This is a genomic window from Maricurvus nonylphenolicus, from assembly GCF_042854845.1.
Taxonomy (GTDB): domain Bacteria; phylum Pseudomonadota; class Gammaproteobacteria; order Pseudomonadales; family Cellvibrionaceae; genus Maricurvus; species Maricurvus nonylphenolicus.
The window spans coordinates 5,544,528-5,557,199 of the sequence record NZ_AP031498.1 but is presented as its reverse complement, the minus strand read 5'-3'; the positions used below and the strand labels follow the sequence as shown (position 1 = coordinate 5,557,199).

At 52.3% G+C, this 12,672-nt stretch carries 11 protein-coding genes; 3 read left to right on the top strand and 8 right to left on the bottom strand.

Features of this window, described 5'->3' with window-relative positions:
• Positions 1 to 82 precede the first annotated feature (82 nt).
• The gene (locus ACGHZ6_RS24175) at positions 83 to 967 is read left to right on the top strand and encodes a LysR substrate-binding domain-containing protein (protein ID WP_390616645.1); all 885 of its coding nucleotides are present in this window, start codon (positions 83 to 85) and stop codon (positions 965 to 967) included.
• On the opposite strand, the gene ACGHZ6_RS24170 is transcribed toward ACGHZ6_RS24175, so the two are convergent.
• The 3 genes from ACGHZ6_RS24170 to ACGHZ6_RS24160 form a co-directional block, all read right to left on the bottom strand.
• Positions 952 to 1,851, bottom strand: coding sequence for an alpha/beta fold hydrolase (locus tag ACGHZ6_RS24170; protein WP_390616644.1), 900 nt, complete (start codon positions 1,849 to 1,851; stop codon positions 952 to 954). The two genes, ACGHZ6_RS24175 and ACGHZ6_RS24170, sit on opposite strands and share 16 nt — an antisense overlap.
• A gap of 109 nt (positions 1,852 to 1,960) precedes the next feature.
• On the bottom strand, positions 1,961 to 2,458 hold the full coding sequence (locus ACGHZ6_RS24165) for an MOSC domain-containing protein (protein WP_390616643.1): 498 nt from the start codon (positions 2,456 to 2,458) through the stop codon (positions 1,961 to 1,963).
• Between the two features lie 10 nt (positions 2,459 to 2,468).
• Positions 2,469 to 3,293, bottom strand: coding sequence for a DUF1223 domain-containing protein (locus ACGHZ6_RS24160; protein ID WP_390616642.1), 825 nt, complete (start codon positions 3,291 to 3,293; stop codon positions 2,469 to 2,471).
• A gap of 146 nt (positions 3,294 to 3,439) precedes the next feature.
• Here ACGHZ6_RS24160 and ACGHZ6_RS24155 point away from each other — a divergent pair, with 146 nt between their 5' ends.
• Positions 3,440 to 4,048, top strand: a complete 609-nt coding sequence (locus ACGHZ6_RS24155) for an energy-coupling factor ABC transporter permease (RefSeq protein ID WP_390616641.1) — start codon at positions 3,440 to 3,442, stop codon at positions 4,046 to 4,048.
• 56 nt (positions 4,049 to 4,104) lie between these two features.
• Here the strand turns inward: ACGHZ6_RS24155 and ACGHZ6_RS24150 are convergent, their stop codons facing one another.
• From ACGHZ6_RS24150 to ACGHZ6_RS24140, 3 genes are all read right to left on the bottom strand, one after another.
• Entirely contained in the window at positions 4,105 to 5,493 is a 1,389-nt protein-coding gene (locus ACGHZ6_RS24150) for an HDOD domain-containing protein (protein ID WP_390616640.1), read from the bottom strand.
• 180 nt (positions 5,494 to 5,673) lie between these two features.
• Positions 5,674 to 7,809 (bottom strand): ATP-dependent DNA helicase RecG, encoded by a 2,136-nt coding sequence (gene recG / locus ACGHZ6_RS24145; protein WP_390616639.1) that lies wholly within the window; start codon positions 7,807 to 7,809, stop codon positions 5,674 to 5,676.
• A 28-nt stretch (positions 7,810 to 7,837) separates the two neighbouring features.
• Entirely contained in the window at positions 7,838 to 8,770 is a 933-nt protein-coding gene (locus ACGHZ6_RS24140; protein ID WP_390616638.1) for a hydrogen peroxide-inducible genes activator, read from the bottom strand.
• Between the two features lie 190 nt (positions 8,771 to 8,960).
• Here ACGHZ6_RS24140 and ACGHZ6_RS24135 point away from each other — a divergent pair, with 190 nt between their 5' ends.
• Positions 8,961 to 9,812, top strand: coding sequence for a sugar nucleotide-binding protein (locus ACGHZ6_RS24135; RefSeq protein ID WP_390619210.1), 852 nt, complete (start codon positions 8,961 to 8,963; stop codon positions 9,810 to 9,812).
• Positions 9,813 to 10,078: 266 nt separating this feature from the next.
• Here the strand turns inward: ACGHZ6_RS24135 and ACGHZ6_RS24130 are convergent, their stop codons facing one another.
• Both ACGHZ6_RS24130 and spoT read right to left on the bottom strand, forming a co-directional pair.
• Complete coding sequence (locus tag ACGHZ6_RS24130) at positions 10,079 to 10,462, bottom strand: RidA family protein (protein ID WP_390616637.1); 384 nt, start codon at positions 10,460 to 10,462, stop codon at positions 10,079 to 10,081.
• A 59-nt stretch (positions 10,463 to 10,521) separates the two neighbouring features.
• Positions 10,522 to 12,636 carry a bifunctional GTP diphosphokinase/guanosine-3',5'-bis pyrophosphate 3'-pyrophosphohydrolase gene (spoT, locus tag ACGHZ6_RS24125; protein WP_390616636.1) on the bottom strand — a complete coding sequence of 705 codons (2,115 nt, stop codon included), beginning with the start codon at positions 12,634 to 12,636 and terminating at the stop codon, positions 10,522 to 10,524.
• Positions 12,637 to 12,672: the final 36 nt, after the last annotated feature.

The window sequence follows — 12,672 nt, the reverse complement described above, 5'->3', positions numbered from 1 at the left end:
AAGGGGGCAGAGTGAACCTCCCCCAGTTTAACGGACACTTTTAATTGTTACCTCTTTAATTAGACTATAAAATAGTCAACCTATGCGCGCCCTACCCTCCTCACTAAACACACTAAGAACCTTCGAGGTTGCCGCTCGCAGGTTAAGTTTTAAAGACGCTGCCGATGAACTGTGTCTGTCTGCATCGGCCGTTAGCCGCCAAATCAGTGGGTTGGAAGAGGATATAGGCGTTGCTTTGTTTGAGCGGGGCAACCGGTCTTTGCAATTAACAGCAGAAGGGCAGGAATTATTTGAGGCGGCTAGTCAGGCATTGGGTTTGCTATCTTCAGCCGTGTCCTCAATATCCCCTCAAGGGCAGTTACAGTTACGATTAAGCGCACAACCCTATTTTGCCAATAATTGGCTGTTGCCACGTTTACACGCCTTCACCAAACAACACCAAAATATTCGCCTTACCTTTGAGTCTGCCCTGACGTACAAAACCTTTGATAGCACAAAAATTGATGGATGCTTTCGCTTCGATGCAAAGGCAGATGCCCATACTGAGGTAATGAAGCTACACCGCCAGTATATGATCCCGCTCGCCAGTCCTGGCTTGCTTCAGCGCCACGGCTGGAATGGCGATTTGAGTGTGCTTAATAAGTTGAGCTGGTTTCATTCTACCCATCAGACTGACTTGTGGGAGCGCTGGCAACATCATTTTGACTTGGCATCTTTGAGCCCTGCTGAATCTTTATATTTTGATGATGCAGAAACTGCCTTGCAGGCCGCACGAGAAGGTTTGGGTGTGGTAATGGGGGCAATTCCCATGGTTCAGCGTGACTTGGATGAGGGGAAGTTAATCCCTCTTACTGAACCTCAACAAGCGCTCTCCGCCGATTATTATTTTGTCTATCCCAAAACCCATAACAATCCAGCCATTACCGCCATGGTGCAATGGCTGGCTGAGCATCAATTGGATGCGTAGATCAGCTTGTCCAGATAGTTTTTAAACAGCTGTGGTGTTTCCAGTTCAGGGAAGTGTCCCGCCTTATCAATGGCACAGGTTTCTATGCTGGGGTTGTAGTCGCGAATGGTTTCAAAATCCGTTTTTTTGTGGGATGAATCTTGTTGGCCATACACCATGATGGCCGGCTGTGTGAATCCACTCAGCGCAGGACTTTCAGGCGTTAAGCTCTTTTGCATCGCTGAGGCCAAACAGTAACAACCGCCATGGTGCAGTTGTTTATCAATTAACGCTTGTGAGTGCTGGGTAAAGGGTGGCGTATTAGACGCATACTCTACCCACTGGCGAGCAACTTTACGTTTGCCGAGCTTAAGGAAGACTTGCCCCATGATTGGTGTGTTGAGTATGGATTTGGGATCCAGACGGTGTTTCCAGAGTTGCTCCTGTTGCCAGTTAGGTGCCTGTATCAATGCCAGATGGGAAACCCACTGGGGGAATCGCTCGGCCAGGGCAATGGAAAAATATGCCGCTGCGCAGGGAAACGACAGCACGTAAGGGCCACAGTTCCAGTGTTTGAGTAATTGGATAAGTATTTCGATAGTGTTATCGAAACGAAAATCAAATCCGATTTTAGGTAGCGAATAACCAAAGCCGGGTAACTCAAATACGATCACCCGATAATCTTTGGCCAGGATGCCAATCAGTTCGTCATAACATTCGAGGCTGATCGGCGGGTCGGTTGCCAATACGAGAGTATGCTTGCCGGAACCGGCCATTCTGTAGCGTATATAGCAGGTATCCAGTTCAACGGTGTGATAATCGCCGGGAAGTCGCTGTTGGAGTGCTTTGATTTTACGTTTGGCGTTTAATCCAGATGGGAAAGTGTCAATAAGTGTCGCAAGCATGGTGATTGATTACCTTGGATATATATGGCGTATATCCTGATTGTGTCGCTCTTGCGAAGGTGCTGACAAACGACCAATTTGCATGCTCGGATGCACTGAGTGCATGTGGTTAACGTTGAATAGGGACCAAACTGTCTCCGATGTTAATGTCACCTGATTGAATAATCTTGGCACACAACCCCCCGTGCCCATACATCATCGCTGCACCCTGTGGCCCCAGCACTTCATTCATCCTTGAGCAGGGATGGCATGGTGCTGTGCCGAGAAAGATCGCGTTACCGATTTGAAAATGCTGATGGCGAAGAATATTCAGGTTGATTCCCGAGATTACAAGATTACGACGCAGTAATGCCGGCTGCAGTGATTTACGCCCTAACAAACTTGCAATAACGTCAATATGTTCCTGGCTGATGAAAGTAACCTGGCGACCAGAGCCGGGTGTTGCCTCGCAGCGGCGATCACCTTCCAGACCATATTCGGCAATGGCCTGCACACTGTTTACTGTTTGCATTGCTTCACGTCTGGCGGGGCGTAAACCAATCCATTCCAACCGACCCGGTTGGATATTCTCCAGGTAGCGTGCGAGCAGTTTCTGTTGGCTGCGCATGATGATTTTCTCATTGGCTATTGTCTGTATTCAGCCAACCACCCGTTGCCTGAATGATGTGCCCTTGCTGATTACTGATCCAGCCTGCCAGCCCCAGTTGGCTGTTGGCGGGTAGTTGTTGGGGCAGTTGCAATGTTGCATTAGCGTGCAATGTCTGTAGGCGTTTGGTCAACGGATATTGCAGGTGTTGCAATACCACAAAGTGGTGCTGAAGTGTGCGACCGGCATTTTCTCCACGCTTAACGGGGTTGTTTATATCGGCACCGAGTAATGCTACGTGCAGCCTCAGTGGAGTTTTATATTGAGATTGGGGATCAAACTGTGTCTCAATGTTAAACATATCGCCGATGCGTTGCGTGTTGAGCAGTAAACGTCCGGTGTTTACCCCAGCTTCACTCGGGAGCTTGTGTTTGGGGCGGGAAAAGTAGCCGCGCCATTCATTGCCGTTAAGTATAAATTGCGGTGTGTAAACCGAACTGCTGTTGCCTCTGTGGCGGTAGTTTCGCTGGCGCTGGGAGTAATGTGAGCTGGCAAAAGGGTCTTTCCAGCCGAGGTAGTCCCAATAATCGACATGGAAGGCAACCGGCACATAGCGTTGCCACAGATCAGGGTGGTGCCTGAATTGGCTCAACCAGCGTTCAGCGGGTGGGCAACTGCTACAGCCTTCCGATGTGTATAGCTCAATAAGTTGTGTTTGTTGTGGGCCGCTACTGAATGTCCAATACTGTTCTGGCTCACTGGCGTGTAGTAAAGGGCTGTTGACACCCAATAACAGTATGAAAAGGGTGAGCTTTATTCTGAAGAAACCCATAAATGCGTCATAATGTATTGCCAATAACAGCCTCTTGGACGTATTGCTTTGTGGTTGGTTCCACTGGCAGAACCGATTAAGGTGCTATCTATTGTTTAGCGATTGTCTTTTAGATGCGAATCCTCAGCGAATCTTTTATTGTCTTTAATTTGTTGCCCTTAATAGCCATAGTGCCGATATTGATTTGGGCAGCTATCAAAGCGCCTTGGCACGCCCTTACTGCACGCCAGGAGCGCCAGCACTTATTGTTTTTCTCCCTGTTGTTTTACAGTTTCTTCTGGAGTATGGATATTCACGCCGGGGAACAATTGCGTTTCCATCTACTTGGAGTGACCACCGCTGTGTTGGTGTTCGGTTGGCATCTGGCGGTGGTGATTGGTTGTGCTGCTATTGCATTGTCGGGAGTGTGGTTAGGTGTTGAGTTACAAACCCTGGGTACCGAAGCCCTGTTTACGGTTATCATCCCGGTGACCTTGGTGCAGGGGATATTTCATCTGGTCAGTGCTATCCCTAATATTAATTTGTTTGCTTACACCATTGGCGTGGGTTTTTTGGGTTCTGTGCTGAGTGTGTTGCTGCTCAGTGGTTTGGCCTGGATGTATATAAACCTGTTTGGCAGTGACGGTTTAGCAACGACGTTTAATGAGTACGGTTATATCTTGTTGTTGATGGCGTTTCCGGAAGGTTTTATCAATGGCGCCATGGTGTCTATGTTGGCGGTATTTCGGCCGGATTTACTGCGTACATTGGATGAGAAGCGCTTGATAGACGACCAATAAAAAAGCCAGGTCACTTAACCTGGCTTTTTTATTGGGTGGCATTCGCCGCTAGAGAATCAGGCGTCCAGCTGACCGGCAATATTATTCAGCTCATCGGCCGAGGCAATAATATTGTCGATTGTGGTATTGGCTTTTTCCGGGTCGAGGTGCAGCTGGCGATAGACGCTTTCAGGCACTTCCAGTTTTGGCCCCTGGCAGATACCGCGTTGTTGCAGCAATCGCTGTGCGACAAATAACAGTTTGCCGTATTCGTTATGCTCACCCTCAAAGTCCGGCTCGTTTTGGTTACGCAGTGCAACCACAACTTCTTCCGGCATATTCCACAGCTGCATTAACCAGCTGGCCAGTTGGTCACGATTAACGCCGAGAACATGTTTTTCAACCAATTGGCTGGGCACATGGGTGTTGGCTTCTATATGTCGGCAAATGCTGCTGAAATGTGGCGGGAAAATTTCCGCCAAAATCAGGTAGCCAAAGTTATGCAGCAGGCCTGACAGGTAGGCCATACCAAAGCCTGGGCGGTGTTCGCGCGGGATGGCCGTTACCAACCCTTCAACGGCAGCAGCGGTATAGACCGCCTGCATCCAATAGGGGCTAACTCCCTGTGGGCCGTCTTTGGGCATGGACAAGGTTTTACCCAGCGCCAAGCCCAGTGCCAGGTTCAGCACCATATCAAAACCCAGTACGCGGACAATGGCATCGTGGATGGATTTAATTTTGCCGGGGGCAGAGTAATAGGGTGATGAGGCCCAGCTGACAACTTGTGCGGCCAGGCTGGGGTCGGTTTCAACGATATTGGCCAGATCACTGATATCGGCGTTGGGATCAACCCGCAGTTTGATAATGCGCTGCGCAGTTTGTGGCAGCGGCGGTAATTCCAGGGTTTCTTCCAGGCGCTGTTTAATGCGCAGACCGGTAAAGGTTTTTACGGCAGCAAAAATATCGTCTTCGTCGCTATTGGTGCTGGGCTGTTCCAGGTCTATCAGGGGAATGGCGATATCACACACGGTGGCGTCAGCAACCATGTTGGCAAAATCGGCTTGTTTAACTTCTAACAGCTCGTCATTGGTGCCGGCATCCAGATACAGGGTTTCGACATCCAGCAGGCGTTTGTCCACCAAGGTAGGCATGCCAGCAAGCTTGGGCAGTGCCGGGATGGAGTCCAGCTGGTGCTTATCGAAGAAAGGCTGCAGTTCGCCATTGGTGGCAGGACGCATGTCGCGACCAATCTGCTGGTTGGCCGCATTGATGTCCAACAGGCAGTTGGCGGCTATGACAACCTGAACCCGGCCTTGTGCGTCTTGCAGTATTAAGGATTTGGCTGCTCCCATTTGGCGTAACTTCTGGTCACGCAGGGCGCCATCCTGGCTGGTATCGGCGATGTGGTAATCGACCTTTTGATTTTCCAGCAACTGCTTAACACTGGCGGGAACCGGCAAACTCATATCCTCCAGAGGCAAGGCCTCATTAAACTTTTGTTACAACTTGTTAAGCCTACTTCTAATGGTGGCTTGGGTAAATATCTCTATTGTAGTTGATTGATAGGTCGGCTTTGGAGGTTTTTTACAAAAATTGGCACAAGCAGGCACCGATTGGCGGCTCAAGCCCGATCTCCGGCTTTATGACTAGACGTTTGCGTAGTCAGGACTGTTGCCTAACCAGCGGTCCACCAGCAGTTGGGCCTGTTGTGGATGTTGGGCAAGTAAATTGGGGGCAATTTGCTTGATGGTGGGAAGTAAGTGGCCGTCGCGCTGCAGATCGGCCAGTTTGAAATGCACATCGCCGGTTTGGCGAGTGCCCAGCACTTCTCCGGGGCCTCGCAGTTGCAGGTCTTTTTCGGCAATGGCAAAACCGTCGGTGGTAGAGCGCATGGCATTGAGTCTTTCACGACCTATCTGCGACAGAGGGGCGCCATACAACAGTACACAGTGGCTCTCTTTGCTGCCCCGCCCTACCCGGCCGCGCAGCTGGTGCAGCTGGGCCAGCCCCAGACGTTCGGGGTTTTCAATAATCATCAGGCTGGCATTGGGTACGTCCACGCCGACTTCAATGACGGTGGTAGCTACCAGCAACTGGGTTTCACCAGCCTTAAAGGCCTGCATTTGGGCGTCCTTATCTGCCGCTTTCAGGCGTCCGTGAATAAGGCCGATATTAAGCTGCGGCAAGGCCTGACGCAGGGCTTGCCAGGTCGCCTCGGCCGCTTGGGCTTCCAGGGCTTCGGATTCTTCTATCAGCGTGCAGACCCAATAGGCCTGGCGGCCTTCCAGACAGGCCTGTTGTACCCGCTCAATCACCTGCTGGCGGCGTTCGTTACTGATTACAACCGTCGATACCGGTGTGCGGCCCGGTGGCAGCTCATCGATGACGGAATTATCCAGGTCGGCGTACACACTCATGGCCAGAGTGCGGGGAATGGGGGTGGCGGTCATAATCAGTTGGTGCGGCTGGCGCCCTTCCCGGCCTTTCTCGCGCAATGCCAGGCGCTGATGGACACCAAAGCGGTGCTGCTCATCAATCACGGTTAGGCCCAGATCGGCAAATACCACTTCATCCTGAAACAGCGCGTGAGTGCCCACAATCACCTGGGCGCTGCCATCGGCGATGGCGGCCAGCTGTTCACGGCGCTCGGCGGCTTTCATCTTGCCTGAGAGCCAGGCGACCTTGATATCCAGCGGTTCCATCCAATTGCTGAAATTGATGCGGTGCTGTTCAGCGAGGATTTCGGTGGGGGCCATTATCGCCACCTGATAACCGTTACCTACCGCCTGCAATGCGGCAAAAGCGGCGACAAGGGTTTTGCCGGATCCCACATCACCTTGAACCAGGCGCAACATGGGTACTGCTTGCTGCAAGTCGTAGGCGATTTCGGCGGCTACTCGGGTCTGTGCCCCCGTTGGGGTAAAGCCCAGCTGTGCTACCAGTCGGTCTTGCAAATGTGGTTGCGGTGCCATGGCCGGGGCACCGGTTTCCTGAACCCGCTGGCGCAACAGCAGCATGCTGATGTGATGGGCCAGCAATTCTTCAAATGCCAGGCGCTGCTGATAGGGGTGCTCCCCGGTTAGCAGCTTGTCGATCGGTGCTTCCTTAGGGGGGTGGTGCAGATACTTGACGGCATCGGCCAGTGACACCTGATGTAATTGCTGGCGCAGGTGATCGGGCAGGAGTTCGGTCAAACTGTGCTGGCTTAACAGCTCCAGGGCTTGCTCGGTCAGGCTGCGCAGGCGCTGTTGCGTTAGCCCCTCGGTGGTTGGATAGACCGGGGTCAGGGTTTGCTGCAGCGGTTTCGCGCTCTTGTTGCTGTTCTGGTCAATCACCTCATACTCCGGGTGATAGAGCTCCAGCCCCGAGGCGCCACGGCGGGTTTCGCCATAACAGCGCAGACGTGTACCTGGGGTCAGCTTCTGTTTTTGAGCATTCGAGAAGTGGAAAAAGCGCAGGGAAACGGTACCGGTACCATCTTGTAGGCGGCATAGCAGGCTGCGACGACGGCCAAAAACCACATCACTGGCACGTACCTCCCCTTCTATCACCACATTGGCCAGAGGCTGCAGGGCAGCTATGGGGGTTACCCTGGTACGGTCCATATAACGCAAGGGTAAATGGAACAGCAGATCCTGCAGGTTAGTGATACCCAATTTCTCCAGCTTCAGCGCCAGCTGAGAACCGACGCCTTTAAGGGCGGTAACGGCTACCTGATCGAGTCCGGGCGCTTGTGTCTTGTTGGAGGAGGGTTTTCTTACCGGCGTGTCGGTTGCTGTCATGTACGCTGTTGTCGGGTTGCTATTTGGGTTAGGCCTCTGACCCAGTATGGGGACTGCCCAGGCGGCACTGGTTGATGGCTAAGCGTAACACGTCGATAGCTTTATGGCGCGGGAAGCTGGCACGCCAGGCTAGAGCGACGGTGCGAGATGGCGCAGGATCGGCAAATGGCCGAGTGACCATCATGGTTGTACTGTATTGCGGAGCTACCGCAGCTGACATGGGCAGAATAGTGATACCCAGGCCGGATGCGACCATATGGCGCAGGGTGTCCAGCGAACTGCCCTCGGCGGCAGTACGGGTATGGCTGCGGTTTTCCAGGCTGGGCTGTAGATTAGGGCAGGCTTCCAGAACCTGGTCGCGGAAACAATGGCCCTCGCCCAGTAACAGTACATCGTGGCCATCCAAGTCGTTGGGGCTGATGGCATCGAGCTTGCTCAGTGGGTGATCGGCGGTCATCAGCACCACGAAGGGTTCGTCGTAAAGAGGCTGGGTGACGACATCGGGCTCGGTAAAGGGTAGCGCAACAATAATGGCATCCAGCTCGCCCTTGCGCAGGCGTTGGCGCAGGGTGGCTGTGTAGCCCTCTTCCACATACAGAGGCATTTCTGAGGCAATGCTCTGCAGCTCCGGAATAAAGTGTGGAAACAGGAAAGGCCCGATGGTGAAAATGGCCCCAACATGCAGTGGGCTGGATAGCTGATCCTTACCGGCACTGGCAATGTCTTTGATCGCTGCGGTTTGTTCCAATACCAATTGTGCCTGGGTGACAATCTGGTCGCCCAGCGGAGTGGTTTGCACCCGGCTTTTCGAGCGTTCAAACAGGGCAACACCCAGTTCTTCTTCCAGCTTTTTAACGGCGATACTCAGGGTCGGTTGGGACACAAAACAGCGCTCGGCGGCACGGCCGAAATGCTGTTCCTGAGCGAGGGTCACGATATAGCGTAATTCCGTTAGCGTCATAAAAAATCTACTGAGCGGCTGGGGTTGATTGTTTTGATTGCATTAAGTGTGGCACAAGTTAGTTAAACTATAAGCTTTCTTTTGCAGTTTAACTATGCCTATTAGCTTTTAACTATGATACTGCAAATTACTAAATGCGCAGACGAACTTAAAATCAGCCTATTTATGGGGAATTAGATTGTTGGAAAAGGTGTTGTTGGTTGGTTATGGCGATATTGCCCGCCGGTTACAGGATCAGTTGGGTGATGGTTATGGGTGTGTCGGATTGCGCCGCCTCTCTGTGGCAGACGCTGTTATCGATATGCGTGCAGGTGATATTGGTGAGCCAGAAACCGCATCGCGTTTACTGGCTGAAGGTTTTGATGTGGTAGTGGTTACCTTAACGCCCGATGAGATCAGCCAGGAGGGTTACGAGAAAGCTTACGTTCGCACAGCGAGCAGCTTATCTAGGGCTCTTACCGAGACAGAACATCGGCCTAGGCTGGTGCTATGGATCTCCAGTACCAGCGTCTATAACCAGCAAGATGCCGAGTGGGTGGATGAAACGTCATCGACTAACCCCAGTGGTTTTGCCGGCAAGGCACTCCTGCAGGCGGAGCAACTGTTGGCTGCTACGGAGGTGGATACGGTAGTGGTGCGCTGTTCCGGTATTTATGGCCCCGGTCGTCAGCGTTTAATCCAGCAAGTGCGTGACGGTAAAGGTTGCGCAAAGCAGCCGGTATTATTTACCAACCGGATTCATGCTGATGATGTTGCCGGAGTGCTTGTACATTTGGTGGAGCGGCATAAGCAGGGTGAAACATTACAGGATTGTTATCTGGCCAGTGACTGTGAGCCTGTGCCTTTGTGGGATGTTAAGCAGTGGTTGGCGCAGCAGATGGGTTTACCTGAAGATCATTTGGCAGGTGATTATCCTGCGGGCCGACGAGGCAGTAAGCGTTGCAGTAATAAGCGTCTGCTCGATAGTGGTTACCAGTTTAAATATCCAACCTTTCGCGAAGGTTATGTTGATGTGTTATCTAGATGCGATAACAAGAAATAGGTGACGTTACTACAAGAGGTAGGAGGCGGTCGGTACAGCTGCTCGTAGCAATCAGCCCATGCTTAAGCGGCAGGAAAAAGTCAGGGTAGTCGCGGAGGTTGTCTGAGCGTTTTTTGCGAGTTTACGTAGCGCTGACTTTTTCCTGCCGCTTATGGGCGCGAAGAGCAGCTGTACCGACCGCCTCCGGGTTTATACCTGCTGAATTCGAAAACAATAAAAACGGGGCTATTAGCCCCGTTTTTTATTCGAGCTTTAAAGTGTCAGGGTTAGATAACCATTACACCATCAGCTTCAACTATCGCACCCTTAGGCAACTCTTTTACACCTACCGCTGCACGAGCAGGATAAGGCTCGGCAAAGTACTGAGACATAATTTCGTTAACAATAGGGAAGTTGCTCAGGTCGGTTAAAAACAGATTCAGCTTAACGATATCGTTCAGACTGCCACCGGAGGCTTCGCAAACCGCAGACAGGTTTTTAAACACCTGGTGAGCCTGCTCGGCAAAGTCTTCGCTAACCAGTTCCATCTTTTGTGGGTCCAGTGCAATTTGGCCAGACAGGTAAACGGTGTTGCCGGTTTTTACCGCCTGGGAGTAAGTGCCGATGGCTTCTGGGGCGTTGTCGGTGTGGATAATGGCTTTGTTAGTCATATTCATCGTCTCTAGTTTCTTGTCACCAGTCTGTAATAAAGAGCGACCAGTGACAGATTTTAATTTTTACTGCGGGTGATTCTGATTACCGCATGAATGGTTTTCAAGCGGCGAATAATGTTGGCCAGGTGGATACGGTTGTGCACACCAATGGAGAGGTTGATAACACTGTTGTGGGCATCGCGTTCATCGACATGGATTTGCTCAATATTGGCTCCCATCTCGCTGATACGGGTGGCCAGGGTAGCAATAATGCCGCGCTCGGATTCCACTTCAACACGAATATCGACAGGGAATTCACCGGTTACAGTAGGCGCCCAGTTAACCTGACTGATTTTTTCTGGCTGATCGCTAAGGTCGGCCAGGTTGCGACAGGTTTCTTGGTGAATCACCAGGCCCTTACCGGCACTGATATGGCCGACAATGGGGTCGCCGGGAATCGGGCGGCAGCAGCGGGCAAAACTGATCATCAAGCCATCGGTGGAATCGATCATCAGCGGTGAATAGATATTGGTAGTGCCACCTTCTTCGGTACTTTCCGGGGCCAGAATTTTCGCTACGGCAACGGCGATGCGGTTACCCAGGCCAATATCTTCCAGCAGCGCATCCATACTTGGCGTGTTGGTACCGGTGGTCAGTTTATCCAGTTGTTCTTCGGTGAGCTTGTCGATATCCAGCTGGTAGTTTTGCAGCGCACGGCCCAGCATGCGTTTACCCAGCTCGATGGACTGGTGATGACGCTGGCTTTTCAGGAAGTGGCGAATACTGGAGCGCGCCTTACCGGAGGTGACAAAGTTCAACCAGTTGGGGTTGGGCTGCGCACCGGGTGAGGTGATAATTTTTACCTTTTGACCGCTTTGCAGTGGCTGCGACAGTGGCGCCAGACGATCATTAATACGACAGGCTACACAGCGATGACCAACATCGGTGTGTACGTTGTAAGCGAAGTCGACGGCGGTAGCGCCGGCGGGCAGTTCGACAATCTTGCCTTTCGGGGTAAACACGTAAACCTCGTCCGGGAACAGATCGATTTTTACGTTTTCAATAAACTCCAGCGAGCTACCCGCGTTTTGCTGCATTTCCAGCAGGCCCTGAACCCATTGGCGGGCGCGGGCGTGGGAGCCGGTGGGGGCATCGTCGCTATCGGACTTGTAAAGCCAGTGGGCGGCAATACCGCTGTTGGCCATTTCATCCATCTCTTTGGTGCGGATTTGCACTTCAATGGGTACGCCGTGCATACCTACCAGTACGGTATGCAGAGACTGGTAACCATTGGCTTTGGGGATGGCGATATAGTCTTTAAACTCGGTGATCACTGGCTTGTAGAGATTGTGCACGGCGCCGAGCACCCGGTAACAGGTATCGACATCTTCCACGATAATGCGGAAGGCGTAGACGTCCATAATCTCTTTAAAGGATTTCTTCTTCTGGCGCATCTTCTGGTAGATGCTGAACAGGTGTTTTTCCCGTCCGATCACCAGGGCGTGAATATTCTCGCGCTCCAGGCGCGATTCAATGGCGCTCTGAATATTTTCCACCAGCTCGGTGCGGTTGCCGCGGGCGACCTTGAGGGCGGCACGCAGGCGGCTGGAGCGGAACGGGTACATGGCGGCAAAGCCGCGGTCTTCCAGTTCCAGACGAATATTGTTCATGCCCAGACGCTGGGCAATGGGGGCGTAAATCTCCAGGGTTTCCTTGGCAATACGGCGTTTCTTTTCCGGCTTGAGGGCACCGAGGGTGCGCATATTGTGGAGCCGGTCGGCTAGCTTCACCAGAATCACGCGGATGTCTTTGGCCATCGCCATGGCCATTTTCTGGAAGTTTTCTGCCTGCTTTTGGGCTTGGGATTCGAACTCGAACTGGGTCAGTTTACTGACCCCGTCCACCAACTCAGCCACGGTTTCGCCAAACTGCTCCGATAGGGCTTCTTTGGGAATACCGGTATCTTCAATCACGTCGTGCAGCATCGCGGCCATCAGACTTTGATGGTCCATATGCATGCCGGCGAGAATATTGGCTACAGCTAAGGGGTGGGTAATATAGGCTTCGCCACTGCGGCGCATCTGGCCTTCGTGGGCTTGTTCCGCGTAGAAGTAAGCGCGCTTTACGCGGTGGATTTGCTGAGGTTCGAGGTAGGAGGAAAGTCTGTGACCGAGTGAATCCAGTGTGTGCAAGACTTCCCTCCCTTGGGGTATGCGCTAGCTATACAG

Bases quoted from the DNA above. Each gene is read 5' to 3' on its own strand.
- recG (WP_390616639.1), bottom strand. From the start codon at position 7,809: ATGACAGCAACCGACACGCCGGTAAGAAAACCCTCCTCCAACAAGACA.
- ACGHZ6_RS24170 (WP_390616644.1), bottom strand. From the start codon at position 1,851: ATGCTTGCGACACTTATTGACACTTTCCCATCTGGATTAAACGCCAAA.
- ACGHZ6_RS24165 (WP_390616643.1), bottom strand. From the start codon at position 2,458: ATGCGCAGCCAACAGAAACTGCTCGCACGCTACCTGGAGAATATCCAA.
- ACGHZ6_RS24175 (WP_390616645.1), top strand. From the start codon at position 83: ATGCGCGCCCTACCCTCCTCACTAAACACACTAAGAACCTTCGAGGTT.
- ACGHZ6_RS24140 (WP_390616638.1), bottom strand. From the start codon at position 8,770: ATGACGCTAACGGAATTACGCTATATCGTGACCCTCGCTCAGGAACAG.
- ACGHZ6_RS24130 (WP_390616637.1), bottom strand. From the start codon at position 10,462: ATGACTAACAAAGCCATTATCCACACCGACAACGCCCCAGAAGCCATC.
- ACGHZ6_RS24150 (WP_390616640.1), bottom strand. From the start codon at position 5,493: ATGAGTTTGCCGGTTCCCGCCAGTGTTAAGCAGTTGCTGGAAAATCAA.